15 protein-coding genes are annotated in these 21,213 nt (G+C 31.8%); 1 reads left to right on the top strand and 14 read right to left on the bottom strand.

Annotated elements, in window-relative coordinates:
- Positions 1-216: 216 nt before the first annotated feature.
- The 13 genes from FS935_RS08610 to galU all read right to left on the bottom strand — a co-directional run bounded on the left by FS935_RS08610 (position 217) and on the right by galU (position 19,195).
- Entirely contained in the window at positions 217-1,425 is a 1,209-nt protein-coding gene (locus FS935_RS08610; protein WP_146947573.1) for an alginate O-acetyltransferase AlgX-related protein, read from the bottom strand.
- A gap of 14 nt (positions 1,426-1,439) precedes the next feature.
- The gene (locus FS935_RS08605; protein WP_146948415.1) at positions 1,440-2,858 is read right to left on the bottom strand and encodes an MBOAT family O-acyltransferase; all 1,419 of its coding nucleotides are present in this window, start codon (positions 2,856-2,858) and stop codon (positions 1,440-1,442) included.
- A gap of 123 nt (positions 2,859-2,981) precedes the next feature.
- Positions 2,982-5,720 (bottom strand): glycosyltransferase family 4 protein, encoded by a 2,739-nt coding sequence (locus FS935_RS08600; protein WP_158638570.1) that lies wholly within the window; start codon positions 5,718-5,720, stop codon positions 2,982-2,984.
- Between the two features lie 63 nt (positions 5,721-5,783).
- The gene (locus FS935_RS08595; protein ID WP_146947568.1) at positions 5,784-7,031 is read right to left on the bottom strand and encodes a glycosyltransferase; all 1,248 of its coding nucleotides are present in this window, start codon (positions 7,029-7,031) and stop codon (positions 5,784-5,786) included.
- On the bottom strand, positions 7,028-7,765 hold the full coding sequence (locus tag FS935_RS08590; RefSeq protein WP_146947566.1) for an ABC transporter ATP-binding protein: 738 nt from the start codon (positions 7,763-7,765) through the stop codon (positions 7,028-7,030). The genes FS935_RS08595 and FS935_RS08590 overlap by 4 nt, the downstream gene beginning before the upstream one ends.
- Positions 7,765-8,550 (bottom strand): ABC transporter permease, encoded by a 786-nt coding sequence (locus FS935_RS08585; protein ID WP_146947564.1) that lies wholly within the window; start codon positions 8,548-8,550, stop codon positions 7,765-7,767. The genes FS935_RS08590 and FS935_RS08585 overlap by 1 nt, the downstream gene beginning before the upstream one ends.
- A 252-nt stretch (positions 8,551-8,802) precedes the next feature.
- Positions 8,803-10,086 (bottom strand): nucleotide sugar dehydrogenase, encoded by a 1,284-nt coding sequence (locus FS935_RS08580; protein WP_146947562.1) that lies wholly within the window; start codon positions 10,084-10,086, stop codon positions 8,803-8,805.
- Positions 10,087-10,374: 288 nt separating this feature from the next.
- Complete coding sequence (locus tag FS935_RS08575; RefSeq protein ID WP_146947560.1) at positions 10,375-11,526, bottom strand: N-acetylmuramoyl-L-alanine amidase; 1,152 nt, start codon at positions 11,524-11,526, stop codon at positions 10,375-10,377.
- A 214-nt stretch (positions 11,527-11,740) separates the two neighbouring features.
- Positions 11,741-14,428 (bottom strand): glycosyltransferase, encoded by a 2,688-nt coding sequence (locus FS935_RS08570; protein WP_146947558.1) that lies wholly within the window; start codon positions 14,426-14,428, stop codon positions 11,741-11,743.
- A 3-nt stretch (positions 14,429-14,431) separates the two neighbouring features.
- Positions 14,432-15,463, bottom strand: a complete 1,032-nt coding sequence (locus FS935_RS08565; RefSeq protein ID WP_158638569.1) for a methyltransferase domain-containing protein — start codon at positions 15,461-15,463, stop codon at positions 14,432-14,434.
- A gap of 21 nt (positions 15,464-15,484) precedes the next feature.
- Complete coding sequence (locus tag FS935_RS08560; protein WP_146947554.1) at positions 15,485-16,753, bottom strand: accessory Sec system protein Asp2; 1,269 nt, start codon at positions 16,751-16,753, stop codon at positions 15,485-15,487.
- A gap of 190 nt (positions 16,754-16,943) precedes the next feature.
- Positions 16,944-18,278: a UDP-glucose dehydrogenase family protein gene (locus FS935_RS08555; protein ID WP_146947552.1), complete on the bottom strand. Its 1,335-nt coding sequence runs from the start codon at positions 18,276-18,278 to the stop codon at positions 16,944-16,946.
- 29 nt (positions 18,279-18,307) lie between these two features.
- Positions 18,308-19,195, bottom strand: coding sequence for a UTP--glucose-1-phosphate uridylyltransferase GalU (galU, locus tag FS935_RS08550; RefSeq protein WP_146947550.1), 888 nt, complete (start codon positions 19,193-19,195; stop codon positions 18,308-18,310).
- A 569-nt stretch (positions 19,196-19,764) separates the two neighbouring features.
- Between galU and FS935_RS08545 the strand changes: the two genes are divergently transcribed.
- Positions 19,765-20,574, top strand: coding sequence for a hypothetical protein (locus FS935_RS08545; RefSeq protein ID WP_146947548.1), 810 nt, complete (start codon positions 19,765-19,767; stop codon positions 20,572-20,574).
- Positions 20,575-20,960: 386 nt separating this feature from the next.
- Here FS935_RS08545 and FS935_RS08540 read toward each other — a convergent pair whose 3' ends face one another.
- Positions 20,961-21,167 (bottom strand): hypothetical protein, encoded by a 207-nt coding sequence (locus FS935_RS08540; protein ID WP_146947546.1) that lies wholly within the window; start codon positions 21,165-21,167, stop codon positions 20,961-20,963.
- Positions 21,168-21,213: the final 46 nt, after the last annotated feature.

The raw sequence follows: 21,213 nt of genomic DNA, 5'->3' as shown, positions 1-21,213 counted from the left end.
ACTAGGAAAATTAAAATAGAAATTCAATCTATTGATCCTATTGGTGTAGAATATCTTACCGTATGAAAAGTAAAAATTCATAACAAAGGGAACCGCTATATCTCGGGCTCCCTTTATTTTCAGCTCATAATTAACATTAAAGATAGCAGATTAGCAAAGCCTATAAACAGTAATCAAATCAAAAAAATACAATTAATTTAGTTTGCCATAGTATCCTTATTTAGCAGGCTCATCAAAATTATACATATCACCAATTAAATTATTTGAGTTATATAGAATTATGACTACATCAAATTTTCTTTTCTTCAGTAGATCCATTGTAGATCTTTTTTTATCATATCTTGGATCGAAGATCGTTGTTTCTTTAAATAAGGATGCAATATGTGGAACAAGTGGATTTGCATATGAATCTTTAATAAGTAAAGCCTTAACATTATTTTCGACTGTTTTATTTACTATATTTAACTCAGCATAATTATTAGCATAAGTATCATGATACTCCATTTTTTTAATATCCTTTTGAAGTCCAGAAGCATAATAATCTTTAAACTCTACCTTGTTTTTCTTCAAGATTTCACCTATGTAATATTCCATATCTTCTAAGAAGAAATTTTTAGGCTGATAATAGCAAGGCACATCATCTGAAGCATCTACAAGCATATGTAAATTCCGATTCCAACTCCCAATTAATTCTCTACCTTGAACACAGACTAAATCATATTCCTCATCAATATTTAAAGTAGACTTAATTGGTTTTGATTTACTTATCTCATTTAGAATCATTTTGTACCCGAAGAATGCACCTTTAATATTCCAATGATGATCTGTTTTAAAATAATAACTCTTCATTTCATCGAAGGAAATCTGTTCATTTAGTTTCTTTGAGACGTTCACACCTGTTATAACATTATGATCAAGGTTTGATAAAAGAAAATCTGTACTTTCCTTTCCTTTTCCTTTTGGAACATATGAAGGTAGCAGACCCGCCATTTCAAAGACCTTCGCAGGCATTGGGAAATAATATAGCTCTGTTCCTCGTTGCTGAAGATCCCTGCCCAGTTCATTTAATGACTGGGCAGACTTTTCCAATTTATCTTTGTAAAAACTATTTGACGGCTGTGGCATGATCCAATTATCTGTTGTGATGTGATAGCCATTAACAAATGTTTTATCCATTTTCATTTCCCAAATTGTATAAAGCTCTACCCACTTATCACGGTTAAAGAATTGATCAGTAAAATATGCCTCAAATTCTTTAAAGTATGTTCCAGTTAAAATTGACGTCTGTGTGAGCTCCGGCAATTGGGTTAGTCCACGGTTTTCTAATTTGGATATTTCTCTATCTGGTGTTGAAATCGAAAAGAAACCTAGTCCAAAGATAAAGAGTAGAAAAACTGTTGGCAGCAATAAATACTTTAATTTCATAAATGAAAACCCCTTTAGAACCTGAAATAAATAAATGGGTTATACGTTGAATTTACTAAATACATAGCAATTACAATCATTAATACAAGATACATGAATGTACTAAGAATATCTTTTACAAATTGAAGTCCCTTATTTCTCATGGTGAATTTTTGAATAGCTTTTGATATAAAGGGATATATAGGCATACTAAACAATACACCTAATAATAAAACGATCCAATAATCAGCCATATAGAGTAATGTTTCTTGACTGATTAATACTTCACCAGCACCAAACATAATTCTCAAATAGTCAAATGAATATGAAAAATTATCTGCTCTAAAGAAAACCCATCCTATAATAAAAATCAATATGACATAAAGGTGTTGAAAAGGTCTCCATAAAGATTTTATAAGTTTTTCTAGCCCTAATTTCTCAAGAGATATGATAATACCATAGTAAAATCCCCATGCCATAAACGTCCAGCTTGCACCATGCCAGAAGCCAGTTATCGTCCACACAATGAGGAGATTTCTGTATATCTTAAATGTGCTTACACGATTACCCCCAAGTGGTATATACAAATAATCTTTAAACCATGTTCCTAATGATATATGCCATCTTCTCCAAAATTCAGAAATACTTCTCGATATATATGGATAGTTGAAATTTTCCTCAAAATCGAAACCAAACATCTTGCCTAACCCTATTGCCATATCACTATATCCAGAAAAATCAAAGTAAATTTGCAATGTATAAGCTATTATACCTATCCAAGCTGTTCCTGTTGATAAACTCTCAGCAGGCATAGAGAATATTTCATCAGCCACACCACCAAGTGGATTAGCAATAAGAACCTTTTTAGCTAATCCTAGAATAAAACGACTAACACCCTCAGAGAATTTTGAGAAGGATGTAATTCTCTTCTTTATTTGATCAGCAACAGTATTATATCTAACGATTGGTCCAGCAATCAGTTGGGGAAACAGTGCTATATAAAGAGATAGATCTAGCAAATTTCTTTGTGCAGGTGCATCTCTTCGATACACATCTATAACATAGCTCATTGCTTGAAAGGTAAAAAACGATATCCCTATAGGTAATGGAATAGGCTCCATTTCAATTGATAAATTAAAAAGCGCGTTTAAATTTGCCACTAAAAAATTCATATATTTGAAAAAACCTAGCATTACAAGGTTACCAATCACAGCTAACGATAAAATAAGCTTCTTTCGCCTTTTTGAAGTTGCTACTTCCACTAATAAACCAAGTAAATAGTTCATGAATACCGAAAAAAGCATTAGTGCTACATACTTAGGTTCTCCCCAAGCATAGAAAAAAAGACTTGCAATTAATAAAATTGAATTTCTAAGCCTATGAGGCGAAATGAAATAAACAGTAAGAACAATAGGCAGAAATAAAAAAAGGAACACTAAATTACTAAAAACCATGTAATCTTCTACCTCTTTCATAAGAATAAAATAAACATATACAATTTAAAGGTTACAGGTTACTAAGATATATCTTACTTAGCATTCCTTTAACTAAACCTTTTTAAACAACTAGTCTTACAACTAATTTCGTTCAATTTTTTTATATACATCAATATATAACTTACTTAGTATTGACCACTCTCTATTCTTCACTACCCATTCTCGACTAGCTATTCCTAATTCTTTATATTCGGGAGCTAGAGAAAGGCATCTTTTTAATGCTTGTATATCTTCAGCATTAAACATCAGGCCAGTTTCCTCATGGATTACCATCTCATTTAAAGCTGGAATATTACTTACCATTACTAATTTACCCATAGCCATTACCTCAAATGGCTTTAATGGTGTTACTAAGCGGCATACTTTTGCATTAATTCTTGGGAATGGAAAAATGTCAATCACAGAATAGAAATCCTTTACCTCAGTATGTGGAACTCTTCCAACAATACTTACGTTATTTGTAAGCTTTAGAGTTGCTACTTGTTCTCTAATTTGAGGTAATGCTGGACCGTCTCCGATTAATAAAAAGTGAATATTATTTTTTTCTTTTTTTAATAATGCGAAGGCATAGAGTAGATCATTTAGACCTTCATATTTTGTAATCGAGCCAATAAATCCATAAACGGTTTTGTGTTCTAGCTTATATTTTTGAATAATTTCAACATTTTTTTCTTGTGGGTAAAACACCGATGTATCCACACCATTTGGTACAATATCGATTTTCCCCGGGTTTACCCCTAAATTCACTAGGTGTGCTGCTAGGCTATCACCAATAACAACTACTCGATCGGCTATTTCACAGCAGTATAACTCATATTTTTGTTGCATTAAATAGCGATCAGATCCATCAAACTCTGGAATTTTACTTGCAGTAGAATCCTGCCATAAACCCCTAACTTCATAAACACTTGGTATTCCGGCTTTTTTTGCAACAATAAGTGCAGGTAATGCATTTTGAAAATTAGATGCGGCATGAACTATTTTCGGCTTTACCTTTCTAATCAATTCTAAGAATTCGTCTGCATATTGAGAAAAATAGTCACTTAAAGGAACAATATTTAATCTTATTCTATTCTTTGGAGAATGTAACCTATAATGATCAATCCCATCAATCATTTCATGTTCAAGACTTGTAACTCTTGGCTTTGTTGGCCAACCATATTTTGTTACAACTACCGGCTCCAGACCTAAGTTTTTTTGATGGTGAACAATTTCTTTACTCCTAATGGTATAACCATTGACTTCTGGCAAAGATTTATTCAATACATGAAGTATTTCCGTTCCGACATCAATTTTTTCAATTTGTCGATCCCAAGTCCACAGTTTTTCATATAGTAAAATCTCATCTTTTGCTATCTTATATTCTGCACGAAATGCACCGAATAATAAAAACCTAATTTTTTTTAAATAAGTTAATTTGTCACGTAGATTACCGATTCGATGATGTATACTTGCGAGCTTTCTAATTAATATAGGGTCAAAAGATCGGATTTTCACTGCTTTGTTTGCAAGCATTAAAGATAATCCGTATTTTTCCTTTTCAAAAGCATAATCAATTAATTGCATATATACCCAATATTTTTTTCTTCCAGAATTAAATACAGAATCAAGTTCATCTATTTTATTTTCATCAATTAACCACTTACCTTTTACAACCTTATAGAGTGGGTTTTTTAAAGGGGTCTCTTCAAGAAGCTCAAAAGACTTGTTATCAAGTGGTAGTTGATAATCATAGTGATATAAAACATTTAAAAAGGCCTCTATTACTTTTATCCGAATCGATGATGTTGATTTAACAAGTCCCTCTATAAATACATTGAATTTTTCAATTGTTAGTTGTTCTACCTTTACATATTGAAATAAGAATGCAGATGATTCTTGTTTTAATAATACATCAATAAAGTCAGTATTTACTATATCTAAGAAGCCCGTCTGAATCATTCTTGCTATTTTCTGTTGATGTTGCGCTCCCGTCCCTTGATGTTTCAGAACTTTAAGTAACATACTTTTCAAATATAAGGATCTTTCACCTTTTTCAAATGCGTCAATAATCTTATTAAAAGCAAAGAGATAATCATTTTTACAAATCGCATTTTCAGCAGCATAGAGATCATGAATAAATGTAGATGAAGTAGGTAAGAAAGAACTTGTATTATCATCATTAACTTTTATAGCTAATTGGATTAATTCTTTGTAAACATCAACATTTAGTTCGTATTTTTGCATTAAGTATGAAAAAGCTTGATATTTATGAATACCTGAATAAAGCTTTAAGTACTGATCTATACTTTGATTTTCATTTGGATATAAAACTTCTCCAGTTTGATTTATTTCCTCTATTTTAAAGAGTAAGGCTAAATCATGTCGCTGTTCCCATTTCCCTTTAAGACTTGCAAATAGTAATAGCTCCTGTTTTTCTTCTAAGGTTAAACTACTACCTTCTTTTTTCTCTTTTAATAAGATTAGATACTCGTCTATATCCCTCATTTGAAACAGTATCTTTTCTTTTAGAATGAAAATATCGGATTCTGTTGATGATATTGACTTGATTGAATTCCAAGCATACTCATATAATTCTAGCTGTAGATAAGTACGAGCTTGGATTATTCGTTTTTCCTTATCACTTAGACTGATTGACCTTCGAATTGCCTCTATGAATACTTCACTTTTTTTGGACTTTATTACTTTTGAAATAAGCTGTAGTCCTCTATTTAAAGGTTTTCCACTCTCGAGATAGAGCCTTAACAAACGATTCTGTGCAGGGTAATAGTGATAAGATAAGGTAAAAAGAAACCCTTTTGCTAATAACTGAGGTTTCACAAGCTTTCCCTCCATTTAATAAAAAAGGAAAGCAATAGCTTCCCTTTTACTCTAACTTTTAAATTATAGTTCACTTTCAATAACTTGATATAGTTTTTGTAATTTTTGTCTTTCATAATTCCAGTTATATTTATCCTGCTTAGAAAGACAATTAGCCACATATTTTTCATAGTTACTCATAATCTCCCTTACAGCTGCAGCTATTGATAAGGGATTTTCATCAGTACAAATTCCTGTTTGCTCAACCTCTACAATATATTCTTTCCCAGGATGCTTTGAGGCTATCGTTGGGATACCTGCAAGAAGGTATTCAAAAATTTTATTAGGTGTTGAGAAATAGTTGTTTTTACTAATATTTTCATACATTACAAGGCCGATATCAGCTTGTTTTGTATAATGCAATACATCTGAAGCTTGTACCTGTGGATGAAAAAACACCCTTTCTCCTAAGTGAAGTTCGTCTGTTAACTCCTTGAGGGTTAATAACGATCTACCAGAGCCCATTATTACAAGTTTATAATTATCTGATAAGTGTTTTAAAGTCTTGATAATCAGCTCAATTCCTCTAAATGGAGTCAATCCACCTTGGTAGATAAGTAAGACATCCTCATTATTCATACCATAAACTTCTCTTAACTTTTGTACATTACGAGTTTCATGATCTTCTAAAGTATTAATAGGAGTGTTTTGAATAACAGTCGACTTTATAGTATTTCCATACATTCTTTTAAATTCTACTTCGACGTAAGGATTGACAACGATAAGATGATTGATTCTTTTCATTAATTTTTTTTCTATCCAATAGCCGTAGATTCTATCGACTTTATTTCTCCCAGCCATTTCATTGAATAATTCATGTGAATCGTAAACGACGTATAGTTGATATTTATGAGCTAATTTTACACCTGCTGAAAGAGTGTTTAAATCATGACAGTGAATGACATCAAATTTTTTCTGGTGTTGAATAATATATTGAGTACATTTTTTGTAAAACTGATCATATGCCCATAAATCCTTTAAGAGCTTCAAAATCGGTCTCTGTACAAGCTTAAACAATAGACTCTTCACTATATTTCTTTTCTGAGATGCATTTGTACGTGAAGATGAATTTACTAACTTTTGTTTTACTGCTTTTGTAGATATAGTTAACCTAACAACCTTAAGATTTTCATGAAGTTTAGGTAAGGTTAATTCATATTCCTTTACGCAGATAATCTCTACCTTATGACCGGCTTCTGCAAGAGATATTGCTTCTCTTTGTACTCTAGCGTCATAGATAACGTCCTTAAATAATAGCATAATAACATTCATTTCTTTCTGGCAGCCTCATTCATAAATTTCACGTAGTCTGTAACCACTTGGTTCGCTTCACCTACAGCTTTTTGCTCACCTACATGAATCCATACACAACGATCACAAAGTTCACGAACTAAACTAGGTGAGTGAGTAACAATAATAACCGTTCTATTTTGCTTAATTTTCTCTAAGATAGCTGTTTTACTTTTTTCTCTAAAGGCTTGGTCACCTACTCCTAGCACCTCATCAATTAACAATATTTCCGGGTCAATTGTAATAGCAATAGCAAAGGCAAGTCTAGATCTCATTCCTGAAGAATATGTTCGCACTGGTTCATGAACAAAATCACCCAACTCTGAAAAATCAATTATTTCATCCATCTTTTGATCAATCTGTTCTTTTGTTTGTCCTAAAAGGAGCCCATTCAAGTAAATATTTTCAATTCCAGTTAAATCTTGTTCAAACCCAGCACCTAATGATAAAAGAATTGGTCGTTTACCATTTTGAATAAATTCTCCCTGATCAGGAATAATTAAACCACTAAGTATTTTTAAAAGAGTACTTTTACCAGATCCATTACGACCTATGACCCCAAGTACCTCTCCTTTTTTCACTTCAAAGTTTAGACCTCTTAAAGCCCAAAAATCTGGTTTTTTCACTCTCTTTTTAAATGGGTTTCGAATAAGTCCTTCTTGCTGGCGTGGATAGGAAACCCATAAATCTTTTAATTCAATAATTGAGTCGCTCATTACATCACCTTAGCATATTCATTTTCGTATTTATATAACAGACGTAAAGCAAAGTACAAAATGACAAATGAAACTAATATAATTACCCCAAGAGCCCCCCACATCGGCTCAGTACCATAAATAAGCACATTACGGTATGATTCAATAAAAGTTGTCATTGGGTTTAAATAGAAAATTGAAACAAATTTCTTAGGCACTGAATCCAGTGTAAACAACACAGGAGAAAGGTACAAAAGCATACGAGCTACATATTGCATAAAATTTTTAATATCTTTAAAATAAATTCCTAAATGAGCAAACATGACCATTACAGGCAATAGTACTAAAGCATGCACAATTACAATAATAGGGAAATATAACATCGTCATTTGGAAAGGTACCCCATATAAGAGTAAAAATAATATTAATACAACAGCACTTATTCCGAATTTGAAAGTATTAACAAGTAACCTAATCATAACAAATATTACTTTAGGGACATAAATTTGCTTAATAATTCTCCCTTTACCAGATATAGCAGTAGTAGCATCTACCAGACAAGCAGTTGTCCATTTTAATGGGATTAGAGCTGTAAATAGAATTATTGGATAATCTGGACCACCCCGCCCTAAGATTACGTGAACTAGTAAATAAAAGATTGCCATATATAGTAAAGGATCTAATACCCACCATAATATCCCCAAGTATGTCCTTGCGACCTTTGATTTCAAATCAAATACTGTTAAATACCGTATTAAATCTTTATTTTCAATCATTTCAGTTAAAAACTTTTTAAGTACATTCATAAAAAAAGTTCCCCTAGCCTATGTTTAATTTTCCACTTTCAAAGCTTAAAACAATACTTTTTTAAATTTAACGTAAATAAATAATATATCTCTAATATTTATTATAACAATATCATCTAATCACTTAATAATCCATTGTATCCATTAAAACTCAATAATATAAAAAAGCAGGATAGACTCCTGCTGCCTTATTTATTTAAGAAAATAAGCAAAACATGGACACGCTATTTTTGGGTGTCCATGTCCCTACCATTACTGGTAGATTTTATTCTGTTCCTTTTTCAATGCACTGTACAGATTTCCAAAGTTAATGTATTTAAATTCAGCACTTGCATTCTTGACTACATTCTTTGTATCAAAAATTTGTTTTGTACTCATAGCACCGAGTTTTTCCCAGTCAAGCTCTCTAAATTCATTATGATCCGTTAATATCAGCACTAAATCAGAGTTATGAACTGCTTCTTCTAAATCACCTGTAACAAAATCCTTTTCAACGTGCGGATCATATGCACGGATTTCATAATTACCCTCTGCTTTAAGTAAATCAAGTATCTCCATTGCAGGACTTTCACGGATATCGTCTACATTTCCTTTATAGGTTAAGCCGAATATAGTGACCACTTTACCATTTACATTTTCCAATAGAGAGTTTACATTTTCCACAACATAGTGTGGCATAGAAACATTAATTTCTCTTGATAAACTAATAAGCTTAGCTGTTTCAGGAGCTTTTGCTACGATAAAATAAGGATCGACCGCTAAGCAATGTCCACCAACTCCAGGTCCAGGTGTATGAAGATTAACACGTGGATGCTTGTTAGCCATTTGAATAACATCTAAGGCATTAATATCTAATTCATTACATACCTTTGTTAGTTCATTAGCCAATGCAATATTTACATCACGGAATGTATTTTCCATTAGTTTAGACATTTCTGCTGTTTTAGCATCTGTACGGATAATTTCTCCTTGAACGAATGTGCTATATACCATAGCACCTGCTTCAGTACAAGCTGATGTAATACCACCGACTATACGGTTATTAAATATTAATTCATGCATAATTTGACCAGGAAGTACACGTTCTGGACAGTGAACAAGGAAAATGTCTTTCCCAACTTCAAAACCTGCTTCTTCAACGAGCGGTTTCACAAAATCGTCCATGCTTCTTGGACCAATTGTTGATTCAACTATTAACACATTTCCTTGTTTAAGAAATGGTATTATATTCTTGACTGCACTAAGAACATAATTCAAATCACATGATTTATGTTCATCATCGTTATTTGGTGTTGGAACAGCAACAATAAACGCATCTGCTTTTTCTGGTTGCAACGCAGCCTTGAAAGTGCCTTTTGCGACAACTTCTTCTAGCGCTTCCTGTAGACCAGGCTCTTCTATATGAATCTTACCAGCATTTAAAGAATCAATAACCTCTGGTTTTACGTCAACTCCTACTACCTCAACATCGTGTTTTGCAAACATAATGGACGTAGGTAAACCTATGTAACCTAGCCCTACTGTACATATTTTCATTTATAAATCCCCACTTTCCTTTTACGTATGGAAACTTTTCATTTTCAATTAACTAAATACCAATTTCTAATTATACCACTTATTATAATGTGTTCAATTAAAAAATAAATACTTTTAGTGATTTTTTAACTTTATTCGACATTTTCCCCTTAATTCATTAGTTGATACATTAATTGATGAATTTCTCACTATCAAACATACTTTATAAATTCAAATCTTAAGAAACAAAGTGAGTAAATATTTTTATGAAAGTTAACTGAACCTTCTAAAAAATGTTTTTAGTAGTGCTTATTTTCCTCCACTAAGCTTTTGTGTATCTAACTTAGCAACATATCCAATTCTCCCAAGTATTTCAATTTGATACCATTTACTATATTCTTTTATAATTGGATATTCTATTCCTTTTTGAAGTGTAACAAAAGATACAAGTTTCCCCGATGAGTTATCCTTTACAGCCGTTCCTTTTATCGTTACAAACTTATTAGAGCTTGGCTTTAATTTTACATTTAAGTTACGCAAATTATGATTTGTAACAAGTCTTGTATTTGATTTGCGAATATACCCATTATAATTTGCAAATTTCACTTTGTACCAGTAATTGCTACTGCTAATAATAGGATACGTTTGACCTTTATACACTTTACCAACTTCAATTAATTCCCCACTTCGATTATCATAAATAGGTAAATGTTTATTTGCTTTAAAGTATTTCTGGTTTGCTGCAATATTCAGATCAAAATATTTATCTACTCCGTTAGATATTCCCAATACAAGCTTTTCTCGATAAGCAGGCGTAGCTAATTTCTTATCTTCTTTTACATTAGACATATAACCTAATTCCGGAAGAACAACAGGATACTTAGCCCAATTAAAGCCGGTAATATCAGATCTTGGTGAAAGCCCATCAGTACTAGCCTTTTTCGCACCTGTTGATTTTATTAGTTCCTCAAGAATTTTAATTGCAGCTTCTTTACTTTGTTTATTAATTGCTTTTGTGTAAGAACCTTCTGGATACAAAATATGTATTCCGTTTGTTTTCTTATTTGTGCTGCCATCAGCATGTATTCTTATTGTCAAGTCTGCCTTTACTGAATTGCAAAATTTAGCTCTATCAATGTTACTTAAATTCACATCATGATTTGATCTAGTTAAAAATACATTATAGCCTCGTTTTTTCAATTCCTTCTCTAACTTCAGACCAATATCGAGTGTAAATACGTATTCAGGAATACTTGTAAATACCCCCTGTGTACCTGATGAAACCTTGGTTTTTGTCATCTTTGAACCTGGAGCAATAGGCTCTTTTCCATTGTTCCACTTCTTTTGATGACCAGGATCAATACAAATTTTCTTTCCATTTGAAGTAGCTTTTATTTCATTTGTAAATATTGGATTTAATGATAAACTGCAAACAACTAAAATTAATAAAATTTTTTTCATACTCCACACCTAGACCTTCTATTTTTTTATTTTATATCGACCAAATCCAGAAAACATTAAATGGAATTATATAATCCATAGGACTCATGTACTTATATCTCAATTAAATTGACACAGAAAATCAAAAAAGGCATTAGGAATAAAAACATTCCCAATGCCTTTTTAAAAACTCTGAGTTAAAGCATTTGTTGCTTTAACCCCATAGCGATAATCATTATATTTTTTCTTTAACAAGGTTCACAATTCCCTTGTAATCTCTCTTTTGATAAAGCTTATCAAATTTATCTATAACATCATCAAACAACCTCGGTTGATTTTTATACAAATTGAATATTTCATATAGTTTATCAATTGCTGCTTCTAACTCTTCTTCATTAATTCGAGTAACACGCTTCATATACCAGTGTTTAAAATAGTAGTTAAAGCGTTTTTGAATATATGCATCCATCAAACCTTGTTCTTCTAAGAATGGTATTCGATAATGCTCAAGAACTAGATACTTTTCGAAAAATCTTTTTGAAATGGTATTAGTTACAGATCCAGTTACAGCCGCATAGTATATGTGGATGTCTAAATCAATTGTCTTGATACTACTTGAATTGAGCATTAGTTCATGGAAGAATAATGTATCCTGCCCAGCAGCATTCATGACCATTTTAATATTATTTTTACCAATAATATCACGGTGTACAATTAAGGCCTGTATGCTCTGTGCTTTTAAATTTGAATCTACCAAGAATTTTTTCGGTTCTGTAATCACATCACCTAAAGCGAACCTCATTGCCACTCGGTGAAAAGGTAGTTTAATTTTCTTTTCATTATCCAAGCGAACAATATCTCCAACAACCATATCAAATTTATCTTCCTTAATTATTTCATAAAGGTTACTGTATCCATCATTTACAGCTTCATTATCAGGGTCTAAATATGTGACATATTTAGCTGTAGAAAGTTCAAATCCTTTGTTCCTAGCTCTCGAGGCACTTCCACTACCCGAGTCTTTAAAGAAATAGCTCTTTACATTTGGGTAGTCTCTACAAATTCTGTTGATATACATAAGCGTATCTTGGTCCGACGATCCATCATCCACTAATATGATCTCCATTTGATCAAACATGGAACTACGACGCAAGCTCATAAAACATTTATTAAATAAATGGTGACCATTGTTATATACTGGCACTATAACTGATAGATTATATTCTAATTTATCTTCGATAATATTCGTTTGATTTCTCATAACTATTTCAAAAGGATCAACACTATAGCCGTTTTCCAAGACAGTAGGAGCGTTTAAATCTTTTAGGGTCTCATAACTGAATGAACTGCTCCAAAATACAGTACGGTATTTATCTTTCATTTCACGAACAAAGTCATGTTGAGCACCTTCTACATACCCATTACCATCTTTATAACTATCCTTTGTTATATAGTCACTATCTGTGTATTTAAAGCCATTAATCATATCTTCTAGATAAAATTCATGATAAGAATACTCAGGATTGAAGAATGTAATCATTTGGTATTCATTGACCATCTCTTCTGAAAAATCATTTTCTTCAAATAAGAATTTATCTTTATATGTCTGATTGTCAAACTCACGCTGAAGGTCCGGTGTAATTTCTTTGGCTAGTACTGCAATTTTTCTAACTATTGGTTCATATTTAAAGTCAACGAGATCCATTATGGAAGTTAATCGATCAAATGTCGTTTCACTTGACATAACTCTTCTGATACCATAGCTTTGTTGTTTATACAACTCCTCTTCCGTATAATGATTTAGTATATACGGAACTTCTTCCTCGTTGTTAATAATAAATACATTAGGAAATTTGTTATTAATTCCAACGCTGTAATTCGAAAGAATGAGGTTTCCAAGTGCCTGAAGTTCGAATACCCTATTCGCAAACATCGTTTCACTAAACGTGACTGAATTTAAATTAATTGACCAGTCGTAAAGTTTATGCAATTTTTGTATATAATCATGTGAAATAGACGGAGAAATATATGGCAAATAAGCTTTTGGAAAAAAATAATTGGGATGGTTCAGATTAAAGTTACGATCAATAATTTTCAAATCTTTCCCACCAGCTATCACTCCATTAAAAATGGTCGATGTTTCCTCCTGGCGGTGGGTATATTTCCGATACCACGAACCCGCAAAAAGAACTTCTTTCTTTTTCGGAAATTTCTTCATGCCTATTGGGTTATGATAAAAGGGATTTACTCCAAATTCTAAAACATGAACTCGCTCATGACCACAGTCTTTTTTATAAGTAGATACAACTTCCTTTGCAGTAGTAAATACATATTCGCATTTCTGAGCAATTTCTATAAAACGTTCATAGTTAACTGGATCTTCTTTTGAATAAAAAATTGTCTTAACTCCATCTTTTTTATAATAAGTTAGAATATCAAAAAGATCATTTCTTATCTTTTCAGAATTGAGATTTGCTACACCTTCCCAATTTTGGTCAAGACCTCGCCAGGTGCTAGCAAAAATAAAAAGATCCAATTTCCCCTTATACTCTTTATAGTTTTCTCTATTTATATAAATGAAGTTTGCAATATCTTTATATGATGAATATAAAAATTCATCTGCGACTATTCCTATATTAACGTTTAGCTTGTTATAATAACGACTCCCATTACTACTAGGAATCTGATCAAGAATTGGCTTTATATCTTCAAAAAATGTCTTGTCTGCTACTTCATCACGGTATTCTAAATATCCGCTGATAGTATCTGTAGTACCAGTTCGGACATAATTCATAAAGTCATCAATTTTTTTTCCTGAATCCAAAATCTTAATCATTTCTTTTTCATCGTTAATACTTTCTAATAGTTGCCTTCTCTTTTCTTGGACAAATAATAGTCTATTTTCTATTGATGAAATATCCAATTTTTACTTCCCCCTGAACAAACTCTTTTTAAATTGCCAATACTTAACAGCTAGAATCCCTAGCTTTGACTTACTTAATGCATTATATTTTTTACTTAGCTTCTTATAGGATTTTATCAATTTCTCTTCATATTTATAAGTGTCAATTAGTTCCTGTTGAAGAATAACTTTACTCTTCTTTTCTTCTATAAGAGCGTTTGTTGCACTTTCTAATCTTTTACGGTCCTCTAAAGTGGAGTTTTCTGTTATTTCCTTTAGTCGATCAATTTCAGTTGTAAGTTGATTTACACTGTTTGCTTTAAGCTCTTCCAGTTCCTTTATTTGCACATCTTTCTCTTTAATCAGATTTTTAAGAGTCGCTAACTCTCTATTCTGATCTAACTTTTGTTCAATACCTTTTCTTTCAATTTTTTCAAAAGCTTTTTCTGCTTCTCTCATAAGATTCGAGTCTAAAGTAACAAATTCTTCAGGATTCTTCTTGAAGATAGCTCCAATCCATTTCCCAAAAAACTTTATTTCGGTAATCTTAAGATCTCCGTCAGCTAATTCCAAGACATCCCCTAGATAATAAGTGCCTTTATGGTCAAAATAATCATTAATTCCAAAAGGCACTGTGACGATTATTCTTCCATTTGATGATAGAATATTTTTAGCATGAATTAAAAATTCTTTGGGATCAGTTAAATGTTCTAGAATCTCTCCAAATATTATGGTGTCAAATTTTCTTTCTCCATAAGGATAAGTAATGAAATTTGCATTTTCAAAATACACTAATTCTTTTGTTGGAGGTGCTTCCTTATCTAACTCCTCCTTAGCATATTCTATCGCTTCTGGTAATAAGTCAATACCTAATACATTTTTCCCTTCTCTTGCAAGTAATATGGAAACAATCCCTTGTGAGCATCCAACATCAAGTACATTTGGTCCCTTGACTTTACTACATATCCAATTGATACGTTTTCTTACTTTTTCTCCAAATGCATTTCCTAAAACATCAGAATATGCTTCATTAACTCGATCTATAGGTTTCTTCACAACATACACTCCTATTTCTATCTAATTATCGTACCTAATCACTTTTGTTCGGTCACTAAACTTCTCTCCATCACCAGTACGAATGAAATAATGAACTTGGTATTTCCCTATATCTTTAAGTGGATAAATTAGTTCCCTGGAATTTTGATACATCAATTTATCTATTACAACATTATTTTTCCTTATATAATAGGCATACTGAGTACTAGGTGAATCTTCTATATTAATTTTAAAATATATTTTATCTTCTTTAATTGAGAACTCTACTCCTTCTAGTACAGTACCGTTACTAATAAATAGGTTATCCATAGGTAAATTAAAAATAGCTTGTCCATCTATTTCAATAACAAAGAAAATATCTAGCACCATTGACCCAATTAATTTAAGATTCTTAACATCAAAGTAAGTCTCTGCCTTAACGGGTATTTCTGATATAAGTTCGTTCTTTTTTTTCACTACTATTTTCACTAAAACTTCTTTATTATCATCGACAACATAATCCACATTTAGTTTCCATCTTGTTGCAGTTTCTTTCTTAAATTCTAGCTTACTTATGTTAACCCCATACATAATATTTGACATATTTTTCATTAAATACATAGGGAAATGAACAGCTATCTCATTATGATTTTCAATTTGATTATTTACTTCTAACTGATACCTAACCCCATAATTATCCATATTATTTACAAATGGAACTATATGGCGTTTATACTGGATATCATTTTCACTTGTTAAAAGGTATATTTTAGTTAAAGTATTGATATGTATCTGTTTAAAGATTATTTCGTTAAGCTCTCTAACGTTTTCTTCTCCAGGATTTCCCCCAAGCATATACTCATACGTTTCTTTTGTGTTTTTCTGAATATAGTCAGCAATTTTTGTTTGAGGCGCTCCAGCGATAATATGTCCATAGTGATATTTAAGTCCATAATAAAGTGCAGCACTACCTCCTTTTGAAGAACCTGCAGTTATCACATTTCTCTGCTTTATTCCATATTTCATTGAAAAATGACTAATTAATGATGCAATAGCAGATTCGACTTGAAAATCTTCTTTATTACCTAAATAATAACTTCCTCGAGGACCATAATTGTCTAGTATGAATAATTTATTACAGTCCAAGTTTCTTAATGTTCTTATATAGTTATAACTATTTGCTAGTTTAGCATTGGGAGGATTAAAACCTGAAAATACAACTACTAAGTAATCTGTATTTTGTATTCCTTCTTCAAATACATATCGTATCGGTAAATTACTTTCATAAACATTCTCATCAAATTTAAACATGGAGTCAGCTCCCTTACCAATTTTTACATGCAAAAGAATCTTCCTTACTAAAACTATAATAACTAATCACAAAAGTAAACGCGAATTTAATAAAAACCTGTCGAATCATTATTTTTTTATTGGTTTTCCTATATATATGCTAGATTACAAAATAAAAACTGCCTGAAGAGGCAGCCTTAATCTACACTGATTATTTGATTACGATTTTGTCTTCCCGATAAAGTGTTTCCCTTCCTACGGAGACATAAGTAATGTTCTCTTTTCTAATAGAAGCTAAAGGATAACAGTTTCTTCCGTCAATAATAATTGGATCCTTCATTAAACTTACATATTTATTTAATGGATAATTAACTACTTGTTTCCATTCAGTTGCAATAAAGGTAATGTCAGCATCATTAATCGCATCGTCAATTGACGAACTATACAATACGTTTTCCCCTAAAACCTGTTTTGCTAAATAAGTTGCTATCGGATCATATACAGTAATAATTGCTCCTTCATTAATAAGTTCTTTAATTAAAACCAATGACGCAGATTCTCTAATATCATCTGTATTAGGCTTAAATGCAATTCCCAGTATAGCAACTTTCTTATGCTCAAAGGTACCTACAATCTCTCTTGCCTTTTGTATGAGAAGTAGTGGCTGGTTATTATTAACATTAATAACAGCTTCGAGTAGGTGAAAGCGATGATGTACGTCACCTGCTAATTGAACAAGAGCCTTTGTGTCTTTTGGAAAACAAGAGCCACCATAACCAACGCCTGCCTGCAAAAATTTAGGACCAATTCTCTGATCCATACCAATCCCTCTTGATACATCATCAATATTTGCTCCAACCTTTTCACAAATATTTGCTATTTCATTTATAAAACTAATTTTCGTCGCTAAAAAAGCATTAGAAGCATATTTTATCATTTCAGAACTTTCTATATCGGTATGTATAATAGGAATATTAAGAGGCCCATATAACTCATCCATCTTCATTGCAACTTCTTTACAATCAGTTCCAACAACTATTCGGTCTCCATTAAATGTGTCATAAAGTGCAGAACCTTCTCTTAAAAACTCTGGATTAGAAACAATATGTATTTTTTTGAACCTTTTAGATGACTCTTCATCTACCCATTTCTTTACTTTCTCATTTGTACCTACCGGAACAGTACTCTTCGTAACAATAATAATCTCTTCTTGTCTTGAATACTTAGCAATATCCTCTGCTACTAGACGTACGTAAGATAGATTAGCAGAACCATCATCATTTTCTGGAGTCCCAACTGCAATAATTATCAAGTCGGCCTCCTTATAAGCATATTCTGCATTTGAGGTAAAGTATATTCGTTTTCCGTTCATGTTACTACAAAGCATTTCTTCCAATCCAGGTTCATATATTGGTGATCGACCAGCTTGAAGCTCTTTCACTTTTTGCTCATTTATATCAAAACAAATTACTTGATGTCCAATTTCTGCTAAGGAAACTCCTGTAACAAGACCTACGTACCCAGTACCCGCAACAGTGATTTTCAAGATCTTCCCTCCCAAAGGAATCATTAGTATTATATGTGTTGTTTGTTAGCTACAACTTGTTCTAAATATTTCATTAAATCATACTTTAAATTTTCACGCTGTAATGAAAAGTCTATTGTCGCTTTAATGAAACCCAGTTTGTCACCTACATCATATCTTACTCCCTGAAAATGATACGCAAGAATTCTCTGTTCAATAGATAGCTTCTTTAATGCATCTGTTAGCTGTATTTCTCCTCCAGAACCAGGCGTTTGATCAGCTAAAATATCTAGTATTTCTGGACTTAATATGTATCTTCCCATAATCGCACTATTAGAAGGAGCCTCATCAATCATCGGCTTCTCAACCATATCATTAACATGGTAAATACCCTTATCCAATTCTTTTTCATCAAATCCCACAATTCCATACTTGGAAACCTCAGATGGTTCAATTCTTTGAACACCTACTACAGTACTATTATATTTGTCATAAACGTTGATTAATTGTTTTAAGCAAGGGGTAGTATTAGATTGCACAATATCATCACCTAACAAAACAGCAAACGGCTCATGACCGATGAACCTTCTAGCACAATAAATTGCATGACCAAGGCCTTTTGGTTCCTTTTGTCTAATGTAGTGAATATTAGCTAATTCTGAGATGTTTTTTATATCTTGTAATATATCCCACTTACCTTTATTTGCCAATGTTTCTTCTAATTCATAAGATTTATCAAAGTGGTCTTCTATTGCTCGTTTACCTCGCCCACTTACAATTAAAATATCTTCAATTCCAGATGCAACGGCTTCCTCTATAATATATTGAATGGTTGGTTTGTCAACAATCGGTAGCATTTCCTTTGGTTGAGCTTTTGTTGCTGGTAAAAATCGCGTTCCTAACCCTGCAGCAGGAATAATAGCTTTTTTGATTTTCATGTTAACCTCTCCTTTAATGAGACCTATCCTTCCATCTATTTATACTCATTTTATCTTATTTTACCTGTCATAAAATTAATATTTTGTAAATTTTTTAAATTTATCTTAACTTAGTATTTATATATTTACCCCATTAAAACCTTAGAAGGAGAATAGATCTATGTTTAGGTTTTTTCTTTAAACTAGGCTTTGTTAATCTTTGTTGTTGATTTTCGTTACAAGCCTTCACTTTCCCATAAAACAAGACCCTTTTTCATAGGGTACGAGAGCCTTCTAAGCGTAAGCGTTTGGGGATCTCCCTTTGATACAATTTTCTATGCTGGGTCTCATTTTCTTCACTCCAATTAAAAAAGTTAAAAATCAACAACATTGAGCTTTAACAAAACCTAATAAAACTTCGGAAAAATTTATTGTTAAGACCTACTACTAATACATACCAAGGAGATCCTTAATCCCCTCGAGTTATCTACCAAAAAAGTAGTCTATCACTATAAATTTAGTAGACACACCTACCCCTCTAGAGTAAAATATTCCTATCTACAAAAATAACAAATAATGGAGGAATCTTAGTGAAAAAGATATTCACTATGTTTTTTATCATCTCATTAACTTTAGGAATTTTTGCTGTTTCTGAAAATACAGCAAACGCAGAAAAAATAACAAATGTAAACTGGGGGAAAATCAAATTAACTTCTTCACATGTAGGTAAAGTAACATTATCTAAAAAAGTATATATTTATAGAGTTGATAAGAACAAATCCCAGTTAGTTAAGGTTTCTACAGCTAAACCTGGGCAAGAATATGGAGTATACTCAAAAAAAGATACGAAATACGGTGTTTTATATGCAATTGGATCTGGGAAGTATATCAAACATCATAGTTCTATCACCTACAAAACTCCTCATAAATCTTTAACTGAAGTATTAGATAAAGATAGGGTTTGGTTACGGAACCCTATAGATATTGAAAATTATGCTGGAAATCAAGTGAATCTGTATAACTTATCTGAAGCTATTATCTTGAATAAAACGACAGATCCATTAGACCCTATTTTTTATAATGTTAAAATAAAGGTTGGAAAATATTATTATACAATGAGATATGTTGATAAATATAATCAATCTGCCTATTATACTGCAACAAACCCATTTAAAAAGTACAAATTCTCTTCATCTATCTGGAATTTAATAAAGAATGAAGAAATCCAAGTTGGTATGACAGAAACACAAACTCTACTATCTTGGGGTTACCCAAATGAAATTAATTATTATGGTGATAAATATGGTTCTTTTGACCAGTGGGTTTACGGAGATCCATTATATTCTTCAAGTTACCTATACTTTGAAAATGGAAAATTAGTTTCGTGGCAAGATTTCTAATCAATAATATCTAATTTAAAAGCTTCTAAACAACAAAACCAAGGTTAGAGTAAGTCTGACCTTGGTTTTTGTGTCCCTAATGTGCGGCTTACTAAAGGAAAAAGTTTACTTTCGGGAACACTGTCTTCATATAGAAAATAGGAGTTTATAGACTTACTATAATATTACAGAGATCTTACAAAGCAAAAAATTGGTAGGTCTATTACCTGGTATAAATGCCTACTACCAAACAATTAAATACTAAATAACACCTCTCTTTTTCGTGTAGATCATTCATTTCCGATTTCGTAATCTTCTCTCAAATTTATATTAATAACGAATTTTTTTATTCTATTTTATTGTCTTAATAATAACTGTTATGTTTAACTTCTTCTCAAACTTTCTTTTTACTTACTCTTCTGCAACAACTCAATCTTCTTCTTCAATTTTACATTCTCAGCCTTCAACTGGCTATTTTCTAATTTTAAATCCTGTACCTCTTTTTTAAATTCTGTACTTTCTTTAGCATTTGTTGCTTCTTCTTCATTCGAGCAACCAATAGTAGCTATTAGTAAAGCGGTTGTTAGTAAACTAATTGATACAATCTTCTTCATGATTCACCCTCCAGATATCGATCTTCTCCATTAAGAAGTGAAGAAG

This window comes from Metabacillus litoralis (genome assembly GCF_007994985.1).
GTDB lineage: Bacteria > Bacillota > Bacilli > Bacillales > Bacillaceae > Metabacillus > Metabacillus litoralis.
Note: the sequence above shows the minus strand (reverse complement) of the source record. Positions and strands in the feature narration are given on the sequence as shown.

What these genes read in the sequence shown, in the direction of transcription:
- galU (WP_146947550.1), bottom strand. Translation starts at nt 19,195, where the DNA reads ATGAAAATCAAAAAAGCTATTATTCCTGCTGCAGGGTTAGGAACGCGA.
- FS935_RS08575 (WP_146947560.1), bottom strand. Translation starts at nt 11,526, where the DNA reads ATGAAAAAAATTTTATTAATTTTAGTTGTTTGCAGTTTATCATTAAAT.
- FS935_RS08590 (WP_146947566.1), bottom strand. Translation starts at nt 7,765, where the DNA reads ATGAGCGACTCAATTATTGAATTAAAAGATTTATGGGTTTCCTATCCA.
- FS935_RS08540 (WP_146947546.1), bottom strand. Translation starts at nt 21,167, where the DNA reads ATGAAGAAGATTGTATCAATTAGTTTACTAACAACCGCTTTACTAATA.
- FS935_RS08580 (WP_146947562.1), bottom strand. Translation starts at nt 10,086, where the DNA reads ATGAAAATATGTACAGTAGGGCTAGGTTACATAGGTTTACCTACGTCC.
- FS935_RS08560 (WP_146947554.1), bottom strand. Translation starts at nt 16,753, where the DNA reads ATGTTTAAATTTGATGAGAATGTTTATGAAAGTAATTTACCGATACGA.
- FS935_RS08595 (WP_146947568.1), bottom strand. Translation starts at nt 7,031, where the DNA reads ATGAATGTTATTATGCTATTATTTAAGGACGTTATCTATGACGCTAGA.
- FS935_RS08585 (WP_146947564.1), bottom strand. Translation starts at nt 8,550, where the DNA reads ATGAATGTACTTAAAAAGTTTTTAACTGAAATGATTGAAAATAAAGAT.
- FS935_RS08610 (WP_146947573.1), bottom strand. Translation starts at nt 1,425, where the DNA reads ATGAAATTAAAGTATTTATTGCTGCCAACAGTTTTTCTACTCTTTATC.
- FS935_RS08605 (WP_146948415.1), bottom strand. Translation starts at nt 2,858, where the DNA reads ATGGTTTTTAGTAATTTAGTGTTCCTTTTTTTATTTCTGCCTATTGTT.